Source organism: Curtobacterium sp. ISL-83 (assembly GCF_018613895.1).
Lineage (GTDB): Bacteria > Actinomycetota > Actinomycetes > Actinomycetales > Microbacteriaceae > Curtobacterium.
The window spans coordinates 735,295-754,758 of record NZ_JAGGPH010000007.1 but is presented as its reverse complement, the minus strand read 5'-3'; the positions used below and the strand labels follow the sequence as shown (position 1 = coordinate 754,758).

Annotated in this window: 21 protein-coding genes; 3 read left to right on the top strand and 18 right to left on the bottom strand. The window is 72.1% G+C overall.

What is annotated here, in order from left to right; genetic code table 11:
• Positions 1 to 488: 488 nt before the first annotated feature.
• From J7E22_RS08085 to J7E22_RS08045, 9 genes are all read right to left on the bottom strand, one after another.
• Positions 489 to 2,183, bottom strand: a complete 1,695-nt coding sequence (locus J7E22_RS08085; protein WP_214980588.1) for an MDR family MFS transporter — start codon at positions 2,181 to 2,183, stop codon at positions 489 to 491.
• Positions 2,180 to 2,800: a TetR/AcrR family transcriptional regulator gene (locus J7E22_RS08080; RefSeq protein WP_214980586.1), complete on the bottom strand. Its 621-nt coding sequence runs from the start codon at positions 2,798 to 2,800 to the stop codon at positions 2,180 to 2,182. Before J7E22_RS08080 ends, J7E22_RS08085 begins: the two co-directional genes overlap by 4 nt.
• A gap of 54 nt (positions 2,801 to 2,854) precedes the next feature.
• Positions 2,855 to 3,337, bottom strand: coding sequence for a GNAT family N-acetyltransferase (locus tag J7E22_RS08075; protein WP_308159177.1), 483 nt, complete (start codon positions 3,335 to 3,337; stop codon positions 2,855 to 2,857).
• A gap of 100 nt (positions 3,338 to 3,437) precedes the next feature.
• Positions 3,438 to 4,118, bottom strand: a complete 681-nt coding sequence (locus J7E22_RS08070) for an HAD family hydrolase (protein ID WP_214980584.1) — start codon at positions 4,116 to 4,118, stop codon at positions 3,438 to 3,440.
• A gap of 45 nt (positions 4,119 to 4,163) precedes the next feature.
• Positions 4,164 to 4,805, bottom strand: a complete 642-nt coding sequence (locus J7E22_RS08065; RefSeq protein ID WP_214980582.1) for an MBL fold metallo-hydrolase — start codon at positions 4,803 to 4,805, stop codon at positions 4,164 to 4,166.
• Positions 4,806 to 4,862: 57 nt separating this feature from the next.
• Positions 4,863 to 5,288, bottom strand: a complete 426-nt coding sequence (locus J7E22_RS08060; RefSeq protein WP_214980580.1) for a MarR family winged helix-turn-helix transcriptional regulator — start codon at positions 5,286 to 5,288, stop codon at positions 4,863 to 4,865.
• A gap of 91 nt (positions 5,289 to 5,379) precedes the next feature.
• The gene (locus tag J7E22_RS08055; protein ID WP_214980572.1) at positions 5,380 to 5,973 is read right to left on the bottom strand and encodes a DUF3618 domain-containing protein; all 594 of its coding nucleotides are present in this window, start codon (positions 5,971 to 5,973) and stop codon (positions 5,380 to 5,382) included.
• On the bottom strand, positions 5,970 to 6,413 hold the full coding sequence (locus tag J7E22_RS08050) for a phage holin family protein (RefSeq protein WP_214980570.1): 444 nt from the start codon (positions 6,411 to 6,413) through the stop codon (positions 5,970 to 5,972). The genes J7E22_RS08055 and J7E22_RS08050 overlap by 4 nt, the downstream gene beginning before the upstream one ends.
• Positions 6,410 to 7,243: a hypothetical protein gene (locus J7E22_RS08045; RefSeq protein WP_214980568.1), complete on the bottom strand. Its 834-nt coding sequence runs from the start codon at positions 7,241 to 7,243 to the stop codon at positions 6,410 to 6,412. The genes J7E22_RS08050 and J7E22_RS08045 overlap by 4 nt, the downstream gene beginning before the upstream one ends.
• Positions 7,244 to 7,390: 147 nt before the next feature.
• On the opposite strand from J7E22_RS08045, the gene J7E22_RS08040 reads away from it, so the two are divergent.
• Complete coding sequence (locus tag J7E22_RS08040; RefSeq protein WP_214980566.1) at positions 7,391 to 8,209, top strand: glycosyltransferase family 2 protein; 819 nt, start codon at positions 7,391 to 7,393, stop codon at positions 8,207 to 8,209.
• 38 nt (positions 8,210 to 8,247) lie between these two features.
• Here J7E22_RS08040 and J7E22_RS08035 read toward each other — a convergent pair whose 3' ends face one another.
• The gene (locus J7E22_RS08035) at positions 8,248 to 8,859 is read right to left on the bottom strand and encodes a cupin domain-containing protein (protein WP_214980565.1); all 612 of its coding nucleotides are present in this window, start codon (positions 8,857 to 8,859) and stop codon (positions 8,248 to 8,250) included.
• Between the two features lie 66 nt (positions 8,860 to 8,925).
• Here J7E22_RS08035 and J7E22_RS08030 point away from each other — a divergent pair, with 66 nt between their 5' ends.
• Complete coding sequence (locus J7E22_RS08030) at positions 8,926 to 9,882, top strand: NAD(P)/FAD-dependent oxidoreductase (RefSeq protein WP_214980563.1); 957 nt, start codon at positions 8,926 to 8,928, stop codon at positions 9,880 to 9,882.
• Positions 9,883 to 10,022: 140 nt separating this feature from the next.
• Here the strand turns inward: J7E22_RS08030 and J7E22_RS18175 are convergent, their stop codons facing one another.
• From J7E22_RS18175 to J7E22_RS07995, 7 genes are all read right to left on the bottom strand, one after another.
• On the bottom strand, positions 10,023 to 10,964 hold the full coding sequence (locus J7E22_RS18175; protein ID WP_214980561.1) for a diacylglycerol kinase family protein: 942 nt from the start codon (positions 10,962 to 10,964) through the stop codon (positions 10,023 to 10,025).
• 59 nt (positions 10,965 to 11,023) lie between these two features.
• Positions 11,024 to 12,184, bottom strand: coding sequence for an acyl-CoA desaturase (locus J7E22_RS08020; RefSeq protein ID WP_214980559.1), 1,161 nt, complete (start codon positions 12,182 to 12,184; stop codon positions 11,024 to 11,026).
• A 184-nt stretch (positions 12,185 to 12,368) separates the two neighbouring features.
• On the bottom strand, positions 12,369 to 13,625 hold the full coding sequence (locus tag J7E22_RS08015; RefSeq protein ID WP_214980557.1) for an ice-binding family protein: 1,257 nt from the start codon (positions 13,623 to 13,625) through the stop codon (positions 12,369 to 12,371).
• A 187-nt stretch (positions 13,626 to 13,812) separates the two neighbouring features.
• Positions 13,813 to 14,490 carry a pentapeptide repeat-containing protein gene (locus tag J7E22_RS08010; protein WP_214980556.1) on the bottom strand — a complete coding sequence of 226 codons (678 nt, stop codon included), beginning with the start codon at positions 14,488 to 14,490 and terminating at the stop codon, positions 13,813 to 13,815.
• A gap of 4 nt (positions 14,491 to 14,494) precedes the next feature.
• Entirely contained in the window at positions 14,495 to 14,914 is a 420-nt protein-coding gene (locus tag J7E22_RS08005; RefSeq protein WP_214980554.1) for a DUF6314 family protein, read from the bottom strand.
• Positions 14,915 to 15,123: 209 nt separating this feature from the next.
• Positions 15,124 to 16,176 (bottom strand): NAD-dependent epimerase/dehydratase family protein, encoded by a 1,053-nt coding sequence (locus tag J7E22_RS08000; protein WP_214980552.1) that lies wholly within the window; start codon positions 16,174 to 16,176, stop codon positions 15,124 to 15,126.
• Positions 16,176 to 17,369, bottom strand: coding sequence for a zinc-dependent alcohol dehydrogenase (locus J7E22_RS07995; protein WP_214980550.1), 1,194 nt, complete (start codon positions 17,367 to 17,369; stop codon positions 16,176 to 16,178). Before J7E22_RS07995 ends, J7E22_RS08000 begins: the two co-directional genes overlap by 1 nt.
• Positions 17,370 to 17,697: 328 nt before the next feature.
• Here J7E22_RS07995 and J7E22_RS07990 point away from each other — a divergent pair, with 328 nt between their 5' ends.
• A complete protein-coding gene (locus tag J7E22_RS07990) occupies positions 17,698 to 18,516 on the top strand; it encodes a polysaccharide deacetylase family protein (RefSeq protein ID WP_214980548.1) in 819 nt (272 codons plus the stop codon).
• Positions 18,517 to 18,570: 54 nt separating this feature from the next.
• Here the strand turns inward: J7E22_RS07990 and J7E22_RS07985 are convergent, their stop codons facing one another.
• Positions 18,571 to 19,464 (bottom strand): aminoglycoside phosphotransferase family protein, encoded by an 894-nt coding sequence (locus J7E22_RS07985; protein WP_214980546.1) that lies wholly within the window; start codon positions 19,462 to 19,464, stop codon positions 18,571 to 18,573.

Here is a 19,464-nt window from a genome sequence, read left to right as displayed (position 1 = left end):
CGCCCCCGTCCGCGCGAGACGCCGCCCTGCTGCCGAGACGCCCCCGTCCGCGCGAGGCGCCGCCCTGCTGCCGAGACGCCGCCACATCCCGCGGCGTCTCGGTCAGTTGGACCTGCCTCGCGGAGACGCCGGCGTCTCAGCTGCGCCCGGCCGCGTGCCGACAGTCGTCGTGGGGCGCCCCCGTCCGCGTGAGACGCCGCCCTGCTGCCGAGACGCCCCCGTCCGCTCGAGACGCCGCTCTGCTGCCGAGACGCCGCTACATCCCGCGGCGTCTCGGTCAGTTGGACGTGCCTCGCGTAGACGCCGGCGTCTCAGCTGCGCCCGGCCGTGCACCGACAGTCGTCGTGGGACGCCCCCGTCCGCGTGAGACGCCGCCCTGCCCGTGAGGCGCCGCCAGAACGGGCGGCGTCTCGGTCAGGAGGACGTGTCTCGCGCAGACGCCGCCGTCTCGGTCAGGAGGACATGTCTCGCAGACGCCGGCGTCTCGGTCAGGAGGACGTGTCCCGCGCAGACGCCGCCGTCTCAGCCGGCACGGCACCCGCACCCGTACCCGCGTCGCCAGCCCGCCGCGCCCGCTCGAGCTCGTCGGCCTCGGGCCCGCCGATCGCCTCACCCCGCGCGACCATGCCGGCCGTGTCGGACAGCGTGATCTGCGGCAGGAACAGCGCCAGCAGGAACGCCACCGCGATGAACGGCAGCAGGTACCAGAACACCGGCGCCAGGGAGTCAGCGTAGGCGTTCACGATGCCGTTCTGCACGGCCTCCGGCAGCTTCGCGACCGTCGCCGGGTCGATGCTTCCGGCCGAGGACGCCGCATCGGTCGCCGAACCGCCGGCCCCGCGGAACACGTCGGTCAGCGACGAGGTCAGCCGCGCCGTGAACAGCGCACCGAAGACGGCCGTCCCCAAGGAGGCGCCGACCTCGCGGAAGTAGTTGTTCGTCGACGTGGCGGTGCCGACCTGCGACGCGGGCACGGCGTTCTGCGCCACGAGCACGACGACCTGCATGATGAGCCCGAGCCCGGCGCCGAAGACGAACAGGTAGACGCAGATCAGCCAGATCGGGGTGTCCGCAGCGAGCTGGGTCATCGCGAGCATCGCGATCGCGACCAGGATCGTCCCGATGATCGGGAAGGACCGGTAGCGCCCGGTCTTGGTGATCAGGTTCCCGGACAGGATCGACGTCCCGATCAGGCCCGCCATCATCGGGAGCATGAGCAGCCCCGAGACCGCGGCCGAGGTACCGGACGCCATCTGCAGGAACGTGGGCACGAAGCCGATCGCGGCGAACATGCCGATGCCGAGCACCAGGCCGATGCCCGTCGCGAGCAGGAACGTCCGGTTCCGGAAGAACGACAGCGGGAGCACGGGGTCCTCGACACGCGACTCCACCAGGACGAGCAGTGCTGCGGCGACGACCAGCCCCGCGAACCAGGCCCAGGTCTCCGGGGCACCCCACCCGTGGTCCTTGCTCCCACCGAACTCCGAGAAGAACACCAGGCACGTGGTCGCTGCGGACATCAGGAGCACCCCGAGCACGTCGATCCGCTTCTCGGCCTTCTTCGTCGGCAGCGTGAGCGCGAACCAAGCGACGAAGAACGCGGCGATCCCGACCGGGATGTTGATGTAGAAGGCCCAGTTCCAGGTGAGGTGGTCGACGAAGAACCCGCCGAGCAGCGGACCGCCGATGGCCGACAGCCCGAAGATCGCCCCGAGCGGCCCGAGGTACTTGCCCCGCTCGGAGGCCGGCACGATGTCGGCGATGATGGCCTGCGACAGGATCATCAAGCCGCCACCGCCGAGTCCCTGCACCGCACGGAACACGATCAGCTGCGTGAAGTCGCCCGCGAAGGCACACCCGGCCGACGCGATCGTGAACAGCGCGATCGCGATGAGGAACAGGTTGCGGCGTCCGAGGACGTCGCCGAACTTGCCGTAGATCGGCATCACGATGGTCGACGCGAGCAGGTATCCGGTCGTCAACCACGCCTGGTGCGCCACTCCCCCGAGCTGGCCGACGATGGTGGGCATCGCCGTCGACACGATGGTCTGGTCGAGACTGGACAGCAGCATCCCCGCGATGAGTGCGGCGAAGATGATCCAGATGCGGCGCTGCGTGAGGAGCAGCGGTCCGTCGGAGCCGGGGCGAGCTCGCTTGGTGGTGCGCCGCGCGGTCGTGCTCATTCGGTGGGTCCTCGTCCGTTCGTGATGGCCGCCCGCAGCAGGCGGAGGTTGTCGGTGAGCAACGCGTCGAAGGCGGGGCCGGTGGCCTCGTCGAACGCGTCGTCGAAGTAGGTCGTGGCCGTGACCTTGACCAGGCCGGCGGCGGTCTCGGTGACGAGCTGGGCACGGCGGTCGTCGGGGTCGGTCCAGCCGAACCGCTGCCGCACCGCGTCGGTCACCTTCGCGAGCTGCACGTCCATCGCCGACAGGAACCGCGCAACCATGACCGGCTCGCGCTCGAACACGCGACGGACGAGGGCTTCGTCCGCCCGGTCGAGTCCGACGACGTGCATCTGCTCGATGGCCAGCGCGACGATCGCCCCGAGCGGGTCGAGGTCGGGGGGCACCGCACCGCCGTCCGCGAAGTCGACGAGCACGTCGTCGGTCGCGTGGAGTTCGATGCCGAGCACGGCGTCGTCCTTCGAGGCGAAGTGGTTGAAGAACGTGCGCCGCGAGACGCCGACGGTCTCGCAGAGCTGCTCGATCGTGAACCCGTGCAGCCCGTGTTCGACCGTCGCCCGACGCGCTTCGACGATCATGCGTCGACGCAGCGCTCGGGTCCGGTCAGTCGTGCTCACCCGACAAGAATTGCACTCCGGACATCAGAGTGCAAGTGGTTTGCGACGGGACGCCTACAGCGCCTTCTCGAAGCAGAACGACCACGGCATGGTCGCCGCGTAGGGCGCGTACACCGGGATCCGGTCCCACCCGGTCTTCTCGTAGAGCGCGACGGCCTCGGGCTGCCGATCGCCCGTCTGCAGGATCAGCCGGCGAGCGCCCTGCTCGCGCCCGACCTGCTCGCTCTCCGTGAGCAACGCCGTCGCGGCACCCTTGCCGCGTGCCGCCGCGACGACGATCAGTCGCTTCAGCTCGACGTCGTCCCCGAGCCACCGGACCGCGATGTGGCCGAGGGGCGTGCCGTCCTCGTCGATCGCGAGGAGCGACGTGATGACCTTCGCCGGGTCGACGGCGAGCGACCGGTTGCGCTCCGCCGTGACGGCCGGGTCCTCGTCACCGTTCGCCGAGCCGTACCGCTCGTGCATCTCCTCGTCCATGCGGGCGCGGAGCGCCTCGCCGCGCGGGTCGTCCCAGGGAACGCGCTCGATCGTGATCACGAGCAACGATCCTGGCACGGGGAGCGGCTCGACACGCAACCCGCGACGCGACCGGACGCCACCGCGACCGGCGACCCGCGACCCGCGACCCGCCCGGACGTCACCGCAACGCGGCGATGGGCCCGTTCCCCTCCCGCAGCGCAGCGAGCACGGCCGCCGCGTCGTCGTACACCTCGGCTGCCCCGGCACCACGGAGCTCGTCGCCGCCGATCCCGCCGGTCATCACGCCGATGCACGGCACGCCGACCCGGCCGGACGCCTCGACGTCCCACATCGCGTCGCCGATCATGACGGCGTGCTCGGCGTCGATGCCGACCTTCCCGAGCGCGACCTTGACGATGCCCGGGTCGGGCTTCGCCGCTTCGACGTCCTCGGCACTCGTCACGGCGGCGAGCCACTGCTCGGCGTCGAGGAGTGCACGGAGCTGCTCCAGGTCCGGGCCGGGAGCGCTCGTGGCGAGCACGACGGCGTGGCCGAGTCCCGCGACGGCTTCGAGCAACTCGCGGGCACCGGGCAGCAACGACAACCGCGGCGCGTGCTCGGCGTAGTAGGCGGCGTGGTACTGCTTCGCGGTGGACCGGACCTCGTCGGAGGCGTCCGGCAGCAGTGCCTCGAGGAGCTTGCCGGAGTCCATCCCGATCGAGCGGTGGATGCGCCAGCCCTCGACCGGTGAACCGGCCTCCCGGAAGGCACGCGACCACGCGTCGACGTGGGCGTAGTTGGAGTCGACGAGCGTTCCGTCGATGTCGAACAGGACGGCGGTGGAGGGAGCATCAGGCATCCCTCCACCCAACCCGCCGTCTGCGTGGCCCCTTCTCAGTGAGGGTCAGATCTGGATGGTCTCGCCGGCCGGGAGGATCGTGGTCGGCACGCCGCCGAGGCCGTCGGTCCCGAGCATGCTGACGGTCATCTGCTGTCCGGCGTCGCTGAGCAACAGCTCGTGGATCTGGACGGCCCGCTCGGGAGCGACCTCGCGCACATAGTCGACCGCGGCCGAGGTGACCGCCCACGGCCCACTGGTCGGGACCAGGAGCGTCGAGACCGGGACACCCGGCACCAGGTACGCGTCCCCGGGGTGGAAGACGGCGTCACCGACGAGGTACCCGACGTTGGCGATGGTCGGGATGTCGCGGTGGATGACGGCGTGCTCCTCGCCGAACACCCGGACGGGGACCTGCCCGACGGTGAACGCATCGCCGGCCTGTACGGCGATGACCCGGCCGTCGTGGTCGCCGAGCTGCTCGACGATCGACGCCGGCCCGTGGACAACGAGCGTGGGGTTCGCGTCGAGCCCGGCTCGGACGGCGTCGACGTCGAAGTGGTCGGCGTGCTCGTGGGTGATGAGGACGGCGTCCGCGGTCCGGACCAGCTCGGCGGCCTCGGGCGTGAAGGTGCCCGGGTCGATCACGATGGTGGTGCCGTCCTGCTCGAGGACGACCGTGGCGTGGTTGTACTTCGTCAGTTCCATGTCCAGAACTCTACAACACTGTTGTAGATCGTGCGCGCCGAACCGGTGAGGGGTCCCTCAGTGAGCACGACGTGCGAGCCGTTCGAGCAGCTCCGACACCCGTTCGAGCAGCGCCCGCTCGTCGTCGTCGAAGTCCTCGCGGAGGGCGGTGGCCAGCCAGTCCGCGCGGGCGTCCATGTCCCGCTGCAGTGCCTGCCCCCCACGGTCCGAGATGGCGATGACCGAAACGCGCCGATCGGTGTCGGATGCACGGCGGTCGACGTACCCGAGTTCCGCGAGCTCCGCCACCGTGCGTGACTGCCCCTGGTGCTTGACCGCACGCCGCCGGGCGAGTTCCGCGATCGTCATCGGTCCTTCGCGGTGCAGGAACCCGAGCGTCGTCTGGTGCGCCGCGGGCAGGCTGTCGGCAGCCTGGCGGGCGGCGCGCACGACCGTCCCGATGGACTGCCGCAAGCGGGTGGCGAGCTCGTCGACGGGGTCCATGCCCCGACCGTACCGCGCTCGGCCCGCACCACGACGGACGGGAGGCACGGTGCCAGCTGGCACCGTGCCTCCCGTCCGTGGGGTGGTCGCGTCAGTTGCTGCGGACGTCGTCCGCTGCGCTCTGCGCGTTCTCCTTCACGTCGGACGCGGCGCCCTGCGCCTCGTCCTTGACCGTCTGGGCCGCGTCCTGCGCGGTCTCCTTCAGGTCCTGTGCGTGCTCCTTGGCGGCGTCGCCGAGCTGCGACCCCATGTCCTTGGCCTGCGACTTGACCTCGTCGACCAGGGGCGCTGCCTGCTCCTTGAGCTCGCCGGCCAGCTCCTCTTCCTTGTCGGTCGTCGGGATGAGCGACGACACGAGCCACCCGGCACCGAAGGCGATGAGGCCGACGGCGAGCGGGTTGCCCTTCGCCTTCTCGACACCGCGGTGGGCCGCATCCGTGGCGCCCGAGGTCGACCCGGACACGCTCGACTTCGCGGAGTCCGCGGCGCCCATGACGCTCGACCGTGCGGAGCTGGCGGCTCCCATCACGGACTCGCGAGCATCCTGGAACCGCGTCTTGACCTTCTCGGTCTGGCGGTGGGCGATCGACGACGGGCTGACCTTGTCAGCCAGGGCGTCGACGTTGTAGCCGAGGTCTCCTCGGGTGCGCTCGATCTCGGCGCGGATCTCGTCTGGGGTGCTCATGGCTTCCTCCCGGTGTTGGGCTTCAGTGTCTCGGGGACTTCCTTGACCGTCGCGACGGTCTGCGGGGCACCCTGGATTTCCTTCATTGCGCTGCGGCCTCGACGGGCGAGGACCGCGGCGACGACGCCGTAGATGACGGCGATGATGAGGGCGGACCACGCGTTGCCGACGAGGTACCCGAGGGCCCACCATGCGGCGATCGACAGGAACAGCAGTGCGAAGATCCCGGTGAGTCCGGCGCCGCCGAACATGCCGCCCGCCTTGCCGGCCTTCTTCGCGGAGTCGGTCAGCTCGGCCTTCGCCAGCGCGATCTCCTGCCGGAACAGGTTCGACAGGTCACGCGACACGTCGGAGAGCAGCTCGCCGAGCGGTGTCGTCGCGGCCCGCTCCTCGGGGGTCGGCTCCCCCGTCGGGATCGGGCCCGGAACAGAGTGGCTCATACGCCCGTCACCGGACCGGAGTAGGTCGCGTCGAATGCGGTCGCGTCGGATGCGGCCGCGTCGGCTTCCTTCTCGTGCTTGATCTCGGTGGTGAGCGCCTTGGTGAGGCGCCCGGCGAGGATGCCTGCACCGGCGGCGATCGCGATGAACGTGCCGGGGCGCTTCGCGGCGAAGGTGCGCAGTTCGCTGACGAGCGAACCCGGGTCGCGGGCCTCGAGGTAGCTGGCGACCGAGGTGGCGCGGGTCGAGAGGTCGCGGACGACCTTCACGGCGACGCCCTGGTCGTCGGTGTTCTCGGCCATCTGACCGAGCTGCTCGCCGATGGTGCGGAGCCCGCCCGCGGCGCGCTGCTGCTGGTCGGCGGCCTGGTCCTTGAGCGTGCCGCTCGCCTGGCCGAAGAGCTGCTTGGCGTGGTCGCCGAGTTCGGAGGCGACGTTGGCGGCCTGCTCCTTGGCGGTGCCGGCGACGTTGGCGGCCTTCTCCTTGGCGTCGCCCGCGACGTCCTGGGCTGCACCCTTCGCGGCGTCGGCCTTGCCGCCGCCGGTGCTGCCCGTGCTGGAGTCAGGGAACGCCGAGCCGGTCGTGCCGGTCCCGAACGTGCTGGTCCCGACGCCGCCCACTGCGGGGTAGGCGGGGGCTGCGGGGAGCTGCTCGTCAGCGGGGATCGCGTCGAGGGGCTCACCGGCCAGGGGGGCGCTGGGACGCGGGACGGGCGTGCCGCTGGCGTACGAGGGAACCGTCACGCCGGGGTGGATCTCGTGCCCCTCGGAAGCGGCGGTGCGGTCGTGGATCGGCGTCCCGGATTCGTTCCCGGGTGGGTTCGTGGTCATGGTGGCCTTCCGGTTCGTGGTCGCCGCGAGCAGAGCACCCGTGGCGTTCGAACCGACGGTGCGCGCCCACCGCTGGGTCGGGTGCCAGGAACGCCGACATGCGCGGGTCGGCAGTCCACACAGCGCAGTCCCGGTTGACTCGTTCGCATGTCCACCGTCTCCGTCGTCGTGCCCGTCCGCGACGACTCAGCACACCTCCGTCGGCTCCTGACCGCCCTCGCGGGACAGTCCCGCGTGCCGGACGAGATCGTCGTGGTGGACAACGGCAGCACCGACGACAGCGCGATGGTGGCGCGAGCGGCCGGCGCGGTCGTCATCGAGGTCCCCGTGCAGGGCATCGCCCGGGCGTCGGCCGCCGGCTACGACCGGTCCGCCGGGGACGTCATCGTCCGGCTCGATGCCGATTCCGTCCCGCCCCCTCGGTGGATCGAGCACGCCGTGGACCTGCTCGCGGACCCCGCCGTGGTCGCGGTCACCGGCCCGGGACGGCCCCGCCAGCACGCGGACGCGGATGGCGACGCGGCCCGGCACGGCGTCCTCCGTGGTGCTGCCCTCCGCGACGCCGTCCTCCGGGGCATCTGGGACACCCTGTACATGGGTCCGTACTTCGTGCTGATGTGGTCCGCGCTCGGTCGGCCGCCGCTCTTCGGGTCCGCGATGGCGATGCCCCGGGCGACGTGGGAGCGGGTGCAGCACCGCGTGCACCGCACCGACGCCGAGGTCCACGACGACGTCGACCTGTCGATGCAGCTCGACCCAGCCTGGCGCGTGCTGGTCGACCCCGCGCTCGCCCTCGAGGTGTCGGCGCGGCCCCTCGCGAGCTTCTCGTCCGCCCTGACCCGCACACGGCGGGCGTTCCACACGTTCCGCGTGAACGGTCGGCGAGCGAACCCCGTCCGGCGGTGGGCACGCCGGTACCGCGTCGCAGCGCGCACCCGATCCGCGGGCCGCTGGTCGATCCGCTGAGCCGACCGGCGGCGACCGGACGCTCGGACGCTCGGACGTCAGCGCACCGCCGGCCGTGACCGCACGTGCGCCCGCTGCCCCTGCGGCCCGTACAGGCACAGGATCTCCGTGACCGCGTCGGTGACGTTCCCGATCCAGTGCGGCGTGTGCGTGTCGAACTCGACGACCTCGCCCGGGCCGAGGTCGAGGTCGTGTTCGCCGAGGAGCAACCGCAGCCGCCCGGAGAGCACGAACAGCCACTCGTACCCCTCGTGCGTCTGCAGCGTCGGCGCACCGGTGGGCGTGTGCGGCGGGATGAGCTGCTTGAACGACCGCACGCCGCCGGTCCGTCGGGTGAGCGGGATGACGACGCGGTCGCCGTGGGTCTCGGGCTGCAGGTGGACCCGCGGGTCCCCGGTGCGGGGTGACCCGACCAGGTCGTCGAGCGGCACCTGGTACGTCCGCGCCAACGGGAGCAGCAGTTCGAGGGTCGGCCTCCGCTGTCCCGACTCGAGCCGGGAGAGCGTCGACACGGAGATGCCGGTCTGCGCCGACAGCGCGCCCAGCGTGATCTCCCGGCGCCTGCGGAGGGCGCGCAGTCGCGGGCCGACCGCGTCGACGACCTCCGCCGTCGTCCGCGGGGTGATCCGTGCCTCCTGGGCGTGTGTCATGCGCACATGTTGCCAGAGCAGCAACGTTCGTTGCCAGACCGAGATGGCACCCCGCACGCTGCGGTCATGCGAGATCACTACGACGTCATCGTCATCGGCGGCGGTTCCGCCGGCCTGTCCGCCGCCCTCATCCTCGGACGCTCCCGCCGTTCCGTCCTGGTCGTCGACGCGGGCGACCCGCGGAACGCGCGAGCTGCCGGCGCGCACAACTACCTCGGCCGGGAAGGCGTCGCTCCCGCCGAGCTGTACCGGATCGGCCGCGCGGAGGTCGCCGCCTACGGCGTCGAGGTGACGGCCGGGAGGATCGTGGCCGCGTCGCCGACGACCACCCCGGGTCCCGATCCGGTCGGGTTCACGGTCACGCTCGACTCCGGCGCGGTCGTCACCTCGCGCCGGGTGGTCGTCGCCTCCGGCGCCGTGGACGTCCTGCCGGACGTCCCGGGACTCGCCGAGCAGTGGGGGCGCGGGGTCGTGCACTGCCCGTTCTGCCACGGCTGGGAGTTCCGCGACCAGCGCATCGGCGTCCTCGTGACGATGCCGATCGTGCACCAGGCGCACCTGTTCCGCGCGCTGAGCGACCGGGTGACCGTGTTCGTCACCGACCCGGAGCTCGTGGATGCCGACGCCCGCGCCGGCCTGTTGGCGCGGGACATCCGCGTGCTCGACGGGACGGTCCGCCGGGTGCTCAGCGAGGACGACCGGCTGGTGGGCGTCGAACTCGGGGACGGGCGCACCGTCGAGCTCGATGCCCTCGCAGCCGCGAGCACCGTCGAGGCACGGCTGGACGGTCTCGGCGGGCTGGGGCTCGTCGCGCAGGACCAGCAGGTGAACGGGATCCGGATCGGCAGCGCGCTCGCGGTCGGTCCGGCAGGTCAGACCGAGGTCCCCGGGGTGTTCGCGGCGGGGAACGTGGCGACGCCGATGGCGACGGTCGCGCTGTCGGTGTCCGCGGGGACGCAGACGGGGGCGGCGGTGCACGGCGACCTCGTGCAGGCGGAGATCGCGGCGGCGCTCGCGGCCTGACGGGGCGGGGCGGTGCTCGCGGCCTGACGGGGCGGTCGGTGCACGCGTGCCCGTGCGGCGGCGGCTGGCCCGTTCGGCGGCGGCCGCCCCGTCCGTCGGCGGCCGCCCCGTCCGTCAGGGGCCGGGCCGTCCGTCAGGGCTCAGGTGCGTGCGGGCTCGCGGAGGACCAGGGCGTGCTCGTGCACGGTCAGCGTCGCGCCGACCACGACACCGAAGGGGTCGCCGTCGAGTTGCAGCCGCTCGGGGTGGTCGAACGCCACCTCGAGCCGCCGGGCCCGGACGTACCGCAGGGTCCTCGACGTCGGGAGGAACCGGCCGAGCAGCCGACCGAAGCGGGTGCGGTGCAGGAAGCGGTTCGAGGACAGGCCGTAGCCGATCTTCGACCACCCGACCGCGCCGCGGGGTCGGAACGCCACCGCGTCCAGGAAGCCGTCGTCCGGGGCGGCGTCCGGGAGCAGCAGGACGTTCGCGGTCAGGGTGCCGCAGTTCCCGACGATGATCGTGTGCGCCCGCATCGGTCGCCACGGGGCCTCGTCGACGCGGTAGCGGACGTCGAACTGCGCGTTCCCGAACACCGACCGCAGGATCGGGTCGGAGTAGGCCACCCACCCGAGCCGCTTCTTCAGGCGGGGGCTGGTGTCCGCCGCCATCGTCGCGTCGAGCCCCACCCCTGCCATCACCAGGAACCCGTGCCGCTCGACCGTGTGGTCCGGCCGCTCGAGTTCGGCGAACGCCAGGTCGATGGGCCGGTCGGTGCCGGTGAAGGCCGTCCGAACCGCTCGCACCAGGTCGTTCAAGGGCAGGCGCAGGTTCCGTGCGAACAGGTTGCCGGTCCCCATCGGCACGACGGCCATCGGGACGCCGGTGCCCTCCATCGCGATCGCCGCGACGCGCAATGTGCCGTCGCCGCCGACGACGAGCACGACCGCCGGTCCCGTCGCGAGGACCGTCCGGATCGCCTCGGCACCACCGTCGTCGGCGGCCGTGGCGGCCCAGACCGTCGGCGCCCAGTCGTGCCGCGCTTGTTCGGCGGACACGACGGCGCGGAGCCGGGCCTCCGGGACCTTGACGGGGTTGAACACCACGGCAGCGTGCGGGCGGCGCGCTGCCGTGGTCGCGTCTCCGGAGGGGCCGGCGTCCGTCACTGCAGGCGGAGTTCGCTCGCCACCGGGCACGTGAAGGGATCGCGCGCGGCGAGGCCGACGCGGTTCAGGTAGGCGATCACGATCCGGTAGGACTCGAGGAGCGTCGTCTCGGTGTACGGCACCCCGAGCTCGGCGCAGTGGGCCTGCACGAGCGCTCGTGCCTTCCGCAGGTGCGGGCGCGGCATGTTCGGGAACAGGTGGTGCTCGACCTGGGTGTCCAGGCCACCGAGCAGGAAGGACACCCACACGCCACCGGAGATGCTGCGGGAGGTCCGGACCTGCCGGGCGAAGAAGTCCACCTTGACGTCGTTCGGGATGACCGGCATGCCCTTGTGGTTCGGCGCGAAGGACGCCCCCATGTACACGCCGAAGACCGCGAGCTGGACGCCGAGGAAGGCGCACGCCATCCCGAAGGGCAGGAACCAGAACACGATCGTCAGGTAGATCGCGAAGCGCGCCACCATGAGCACGCCCTCGACGATGCGGTCCCGGCGCGACCCGCGGATGGCGTCACCCGACAGGATCGCCTGGACGGAGTGCCGGTGCAGGTTGATGCCCTCGAGCACGAGCAGCGGGAAGAACGCGTACCCCTGCACCCGGGTCAGCCAGCGCCAGAACCCGGTGCGGGCCGCGGCGTCTTCTTCGAGGAAGGACACACCGTCCTGCTCGATGTCCGGGTCCTTGCCGACGGTGTTCGGGTTGGCGTGGTGCCGCGAGTGCTTGTTCATCCACCACGAGTAGCTCAGTCCGGCGACGAACGTGCCGAGGTACCGCCCGGTGCGGTCGTTCCACTTCTTGCTCGCGAACACCTGCTGGTGCGCGGCCTCGTGCGACAGGAAGGCGAACTGCGTGAACACGACCCCGAGCACCCCGGCCACGATGAGCTGGTACCACGAGTCACCGAGCAGCGCGAAGGCGGTCCACGCGGCGGCCATCACGACGACGAGGGCGATGAACAGCGTCCAGTAGAACCCGGTGCGACGGCGGAGCAGCCCCTGCGCCTTCACCTCGGCGAGGAGCGCGGAGTACGTCGACGTCCCCGTGGTGCCACCGTCGCCGGGCCGGGTGCGGATGATGCGGGGAGCGGCGGTGCGTCCGTGCGGCGGCTGCTCGGGGGTCCCGGTGCGGTCCGAGACTCCACTGTTGTTCGTGGGCATCCATGTCCTCCTGTCGGGGATACGCCCGGAAATCCTACGAGACGAACCTCCGAGCGCGCGGGTGCGGGTGGCTGCGCAGCCGCGAACCGCACGTCGGACGCTGCACGCGAGACGCCGGACGCCGGAGACCGCACGCCACGATGCCGGCCCCGCCCGAGGGCAGGACCGGCATCGGTGGTGCGACTCAGGCGCGGTGCGCAGCGCGGCGACGTCGGGCGGCCACCAGGAGCACGGAACCGGCGGCGAGGAACGCGCCGGCGATGCCGAGTGGCAGCGTCGGGTCGCTGCCGGTGTAGGCGAGCTCACCGGGACCACGGCCTCCGGCTCCGGCTGCCACCGGCGTGGCGGTCGCGGTGGGCTGCACCGGCACGGTCGCGGTGGGCGTCGGCGTCGGCGTCGGGGTGGGTGTCGGCGCGGGTGTCGCCGCCGGCTGGACGGCGAACGTCACGATGGTCGACGCCGCTGGTGCCGTCGTGTTCGACGCCGTGACCGTCACCGTGACGTTCCCCGGGGTGGTCGGTGTCCCGGAGATCACGCCGGTCGTCCCGTTCAGCGTCAGGCCGGCGGGCAAGGTGGTGGAGGTGTAGGTCGGCGCCGGCGTCCCCGTCGCGGTCACGGTGTACGAGTAGGGCGTCCCGACGGTGGCCGTCGGGGGTGTGCCCGACGTGATGACCGGCGAGGGGGAAGCAGCGGGCGTCCCCGGGGCGGGGCACCCGCTGGAGGCGGTGATCGTGTTCGTGTCGAGCGTCACCGCACCGACCCGCGCGAGCAGGCGTCCGACGACCGTCGCACCGGTGGTCGCGGTCACCGACTGCTGGGCGAGCACGGTGCCCTGGAACTGGGCAGCGGTCCCGATCGTGGCGGAGCTGCCGACCTGCCAGAACACGTTGCACGAACTCGCGCCACCCGTGATCGTGATGTGGGAACCGGAACCGATCGTCAGGGTGGACGCCGCTTGGAACACCCAGACCGAGTTCGCGGATCCGGCCAGGGTCAGTTGCCCGCCGGTCGCGAGCGAGAGCGCGCCGCCCGAGTACACACCCGGGGTGAGGGACTTGCCGTCCAGGCTGGTGAGGCCGGACTCGGTCGGGGAGAGCGACGCCGCGACGTTGTACGCGGTCGTGGTGTCCTGCTGCGCCTGCAGTACGGGGGCGTCCGTGGCGTGCACCGTGCCGTTGACCACGCCGTTCGGGGCGCCACCGAACCCGGTGATGGACGTGCCGGGTGAGATGCCGAGGTCTCCGTTGACGACCGTCGGACCGGTGTTCGTCACCGCACTCGCACCGAGCACGCCGTAGGTCGCTGCGGTCCCGAGGTTGATCGGCCCGCTGATGACGGTCGCGGCGGAGGCGGTGGAGGTGGACAGGAGGGCCATCGAGGCAGCGAGTCCGACTCCGGTGAGGACCAGCACGATCGGGCGGAGGGAACGGGACGTGGCCATGGAAGGCACCTGTCTGAGCGGGAGAGGCACAGTGCGAGCGTCGACGACGCGAACGTGATCTCCGGTCTTCGCAGTATGCGCGCCAAACCGCGCTTTTCGGCGCGATCACGCAATTCACGACCGAAACTGTGAATCGACCTGACGTCGCACGGCGCTCTCCCGGGCTCGGTTCCGAGGAAGTGAGTCCTCAGTCGACGCGGTAGCCCGCCTGGGCCGCCAGCAACGGCGCGAGCGTGTACAGCTGGTCGCTCCCGATGGTGGCACCCCGGAAGCCCTCGAGCCGCTCCACGCGATCCAGGTCTGCACCGCGCAGGTCCACGTGGCTGACCCGGGTGTTCGTGCCCTCGGCCGCCCGGATCCGCGTGCCGTCGAAGGCGACCCGCAGCAGTTTCGCATCGGCCAGGTCCAGTTCGTCGATCACGCAATCCCGGAACCGGACGTCCGTCAGGGTCGATCCGCGCAGGTTCACGAACCCGAACTTCATGCCGACGAACTCCACGCCGTTCAACCCGGCGTCGTAGAGCTCAGCGGACCCCACGCGGCCGCCGGCGACCCGGACCTCGCGCCACGTGCTGCTCGATGCCCGGAGCACGGGGGCGTCCAGGACCTCGATCACGGAGTCGCGGAGGCGCACGCCGCGCAGGTCCGCCGCGTCCGCGCGGAGCGTTCCGATCGAGCACTCCTCGAGCTCGAGGTCCGGCAGGCGCTCGCCCGTCAGGTCGAGCATCGCCACCCGCTTGCCCTCGATCCGGTCGCCGGAGACGACGTCGCCTGGCGCGGGGCTCCAGTCCTCGAGGTCGCCGGGTTCGGTCACGGTGATCCGGGGGGCGTCGGTGCCGGAGGACTTGCCGGAGGTTCGGGCCATGCGATCAGTCTGGCGTGGACGGGCGACGTTGGAGGACGCTGTCGAGCGTGTAGTCCTTCCCCGGACCTCGGGCGTCCCACCGCACCGTCCAGCGGTCGGCGTCGCCGCCGAGCAGCCCGGTGTACTCGTCAGGGTCGCACGCGTGCTCCACTTGCGCCCCCCACACCCACTCGTGGAACACCCGTCCGTCGGCGAAGTGCACCGTCCACCGGCCGTCGTCGCCGCGACGGAGCACGAGCGCCCGCGAGACCGGCGTCGAGCGGTCGTCGAACGTCATCGTGCCGGACTCGTCCCAGCGCACCTCGTCCGGCGTGACGAGCGTCAGCCGGGCTGCCCCGGTGACCGTCCCGTCCATTGCGTTCCGGCGGTCCACGATCGTCCGCCGGAGGTCCCACTCCCCCAGCAGGTCCGTCGGCGTCAGCATCCATCGACCCTACGGCCAGACCGCATCACGAGACGCCGCCGTCCCGTCGCTGCCGAGACGCCGCCGTGATCACGAGACGCCCGCCGGACGCCGAGACGCCGCCGAATCCGGCGGCGTCTCGTGTCATTCGGGGCGTGTCACGATGACGGCGGCGTCTCACCACCACCGCCTCCAGCAGGCCCACCACCGCCAGCAGCACTCAGACCAGCTCAGCCCCGCAGCGGCGCCGACGCCGCGACGTTCGCCCGGTCCGCGAACCCGCCCACCAACGCACGCAACGCGTCTTCGGACGAGTGCCGCGCCTCCCACCCGAGCACCGACCGGGCACGATCGGTCCGCATCACGGGCACCTGCGCTGCGATGTCCACCCACCCGGCGTCCGTCGGCTGCAGGTGCAGGCGCCACGTCAGGGTCACGAGACCGCGCACCAGACCCAGCGGCACCCGGAAGGCACCCCGCATGCCCAGGACCCGGGCGATCCGCGGCGGGGTGAGGACCGGCGACCCGGCGATGTTGAACGCTCCCGGCGCCCGACGGTCCACCGCGCGCCAGTAGGCGTCGGCGACGTCGTCCGCGTGCACGGCCTGGAACACGAACGGGTACGGCAGCGGCAGGACCGCCCACCGGATCCACCGGACGGCCCGCATCGGCACGAGGTGCCCGAGGAACAGTCCGCGGATCTCGGCGGCGGCCCCCCGCTGGAAGATCAGCGCTGGGCGCAGGCGCGTGACGACGATGCTCGGGTGCGCGGTCTCGAACGCGTCCATCGCCGCCTCGTTCGCCGCCTTGTGGATCGAGTACGTGGCGGTGTCGATGCCCGTGGCCGGCCAGAACTCGTCGACCGGCGTGCGCTTGCCGTCGACGTCCACCCCGCGGTAGGCGCCGACCGAGGACGCCACCACGACCTGCGGGACCCCGGCACGCGCGACCGCGTCGAGCACGTTCGCGGTCCCCGTGACGTTCGTCCGGTGTTGCGCCGGGATGTCGTGCGTCGGCTGCAGCGCCCACGCCAGGTGGACCACCGCGTCCGCGCCCTGGAACACGGCGGCGAGTTCCGCCACCGCGTCCGGGCCGCCCACGTCGACCGCGTGCCACAGCGCCACGTCGTACGGCGCGACCCGGGCGTCCGGCAGGCGGCGTGCCACCCCGATGACCTCGAGCCGGGTGTCGTCCGCGGTGGACCGGGTCAACCGGGCTTCGGCCAGCCGCCGGAGCACGGCGGTGCCGACGTTGCCGGTCGCCCCGACCACGACCACCCGCATCAGGCAGCCGCGGGCATCGTCGGGTCGAGGACGACCTTCACGCAGCCGTCCTGCTTCTTCTGGAAGACCTCGTACATGTGCGGCGCGTCCTCGAGCGACACCCGGTGGGTGGTCAGGTCGAGCGTGCCGAGCGGGTCCGACGGGTCCTGCACGAGCGGCATGATGTCGTCGATCCAGCGCTTGACGTTGCACTGTCCCTCGCGGATGGTGATCTGCTTGTCGAACAGGGTCATCATCGGCATCGGGTCGGCCATGCCGCCGTACACGCCGCTGAGCGACACGGTCCCGCCGCGACGCACGAGGTCGATCGCCGCGTGCAGGGCGGCCAGTCGGTCCACCCCCGCGGTCTCGATCGCCTTCTGCGCGAGCTTGTCCGGCAGGAGGCCGGCCGCCCGCTGGGCGAACCCGGCGACGGGGTTGCCGTGCGCCTCCATCCCGACCGCGTCGACCACGCCGTCCGGGCCGCGACCGTCGGTCAGGTCGACGAGCTGCGGGACGACGTCCTTCGTCAGGTCGAACACCTCGGCGCCGTGCTTCGCGCCGAGCTCGCGGCGGACCTCCTCGGGGTCCACGGCGAGCACGCGGTAGCCGAGGTGCTTGCCGATCCTGGCGGCGAACTGGCCGACGGGTCCGAGACCGAGCACCGCGAGCGTGCCACCCTCGGGGACGTTCGCGTACTGCACCGCCTGCCAGGCCGTCGGCAGGATGTCGCTGAGGAACAGCCACTGGTCGTCGGGGCCGCTGTCCGGCACCACGATGGGCCCGTAGTCAGCGTGCGGCACCCGGAGGTACTCGGCCTGGCCACCGGGGACCTGGCCGTACATCTTCGTGTAGCCGAACAGCGAGGCACCCGTGCCGTACGCGGTCACCTGGGTGGTCTCGCACTGCGACTGCAGGCCGTGCTGGCACATCCAGCAGTGCCCGCAGGAGATGTTGAACGGGATGACGACGCGGTCGCCGACCTTGAGGTTCGTGACGCCGGACCCGACTTCCTCCACGATGCCCATCGGCTCGTGCCCCAGGACGTCGCCCTTGTCGATGTACGGTCCGAGCACCCGGTACAGGTGCAGGTCGGACCCGCAGATCGCGGTGGAGGTGATGCGGACGATCGCGTCGGTCGGCTCCTGGATCGTGGGGTCGGGGACGTTCTCGACGGAGACCTTCTCGGTCCCCTGCCAGGTCAGTGCGCGCATGGTGCGTTCCTCTCGTGGTGGCCGTGGGCGGCCTGGAGGCACGACCCACGTCCTCCCCTCGGTACGCGCCCGCCCCGTGGCGGCTTCCCAGCCCCGTGCACCCGTTGCGGCACCATCCGGGTGTCCGAGCGCGGCTGCGCAGCAGCCGCGGACCGATCCGGCTGGTCCCGCAGCCGGTCTCGGGGACGTGCTCCGCGCCTCCCGTCCGCCCGTCCACCCACCCGGCCGGCCCGCCCTCCGTCCGCGCACCCGTCGGATGGCCGATCGGCCATGACGGGTCGTCCCGTGAGCCGATGTGCCGTGCTCGGGCCCGCGCCATGCTGGTGCGGTGAACCACCGCACCACCCGCCGCGCCCTGATCGCCGGCGCGACCGGCTGGCTCGCCGCGGGGGCGCTGGCCGCGTGCTCCACCGGCACTGCCACCACCGGCGTCGGACCGGTGACGTCCCCGACTCCCCTGGCACCACGGACGCCGAGCGCCACGCCGACCCCGACACCGACCCCCACGTTCGTGCCCATCGCGAAGCACCCGCTGCCGCACGGGACGATCACCGGGCTCCCGACGGGCACGAAGGGGATCGCGTGGACGGTCGACGACGGCGTCTCATCGGAGGTCGTCGGCGCCTACGCGCGCTTCGCGGCCGAGACCGGCACGCGCCTCACGTTCTTCGTGAACGGGGTGCGGCCCTCGTGGACCCAGCACGCCGACGTCCTGCGACCCCTCATCGAGTCCGGGCAGGTGCAGATCGGCAACCACACCTGGGACCACCCCGCGCTGACGAAGCTCGGCGACCAGGCGATCGAGGACCAGCTCACGCGGAACCACGAGTTCATCGAGCACACCTTCGGCGTCGACGCGCGGCCGTACTTCCGGCCGCCGTTCGGGTACCACGACGCCCGAGTGGATGCCGCGGCTGCTCGGGTCGGGTACACGACGCCCCTGCTCTGGTACGGCACGCTCGCCGACTCGGGCGACATCACGTCGGACCAGATCGTGGGCTTCGCCGAACAGTGGTTCCAGCCGGCGCACATCGTGATCGGGCACGCGAACCACCCGGGGACGATCGGGGCACTCCCCCGACTCGCGACGCTCCTGCGGCAACGCGAGCTGGCGACCTACACGCTGGACGACGTGTTCACGCGCTGACCCGTCGGCGTCCGGCCAGCCGGGCGACCACCGCAGGCCGACCCGCTGGTGGGGTCAGGCCACCGGGTCCGCCAGCACCGCGCGGAGCACGGCTTCGTGTCCGTCCCGGGCACCGGGGCCGGCGCTGCCCGCGAGCATGATGAGTGACTTCCAGAGCGCCCATCCCCGCGCTCGCGCCCACGTGTCCGCGTCCAGCCCGACGGCGTCGCGGAAGGCGTCGCGCGCCGACCCGTCGAGGAACGTCCAGGCGAACACCAGGTCGCACGCGGGATCGCCCACCCCGCAGGTCCCGAAGTCGATGACGGCGGACAGTCGGCCGGCGCCCGCGGTGTCGACCAGCAGGTTGCCGGGTGCGACGTCGCCGTGGAACCAGACCGGCGCCGCATCCCACCGTGTGGAGCACGCCGTGTCCCACACCCGTTCGCACGCTGCTCGATCCACTCCCGACCCGAGCGCATCGAGCGCCGCGGTCACCTCGGGGGCGTAGTGGGACGGGTGCGCGCCGCGGTGGAACGAGTGCGCGCCGGCCACCGGCCCACCCGTCGACGCGATGCCGCGGAGCTGCCGCAGGAACGCACCCACGTCCCCGGCCAGACGCACCGGGTCGAGGCCGACGGCCCGGACCGCCACTGTCCCCTCGAGCCACCGCCGGACCGACCACGGGAACGGGTAGCCCTCGCCGGGTTCGCCCAGCCCGACGGGTTCGGGTACGGCGACACTCAGCCGCTGTGCCAGGTAGGGCAGCACCGACTGCTCCTTCTCCACCGCGGGGACGTACGCTTCGGCGCTCGGCAGCCGGACGGCGAGCTCGTCACCGAGCCGGAACGTGCGGTTGTCCCAGCCTTGGGGATCGACCTCGCGGACGGGCAGGTCCGCCCACTCCGGGAACTGCGCACGGAGAAGTCGCTCCACGAGTGCGGAGTCGATCGACGGTGCCGGGGACTGCAT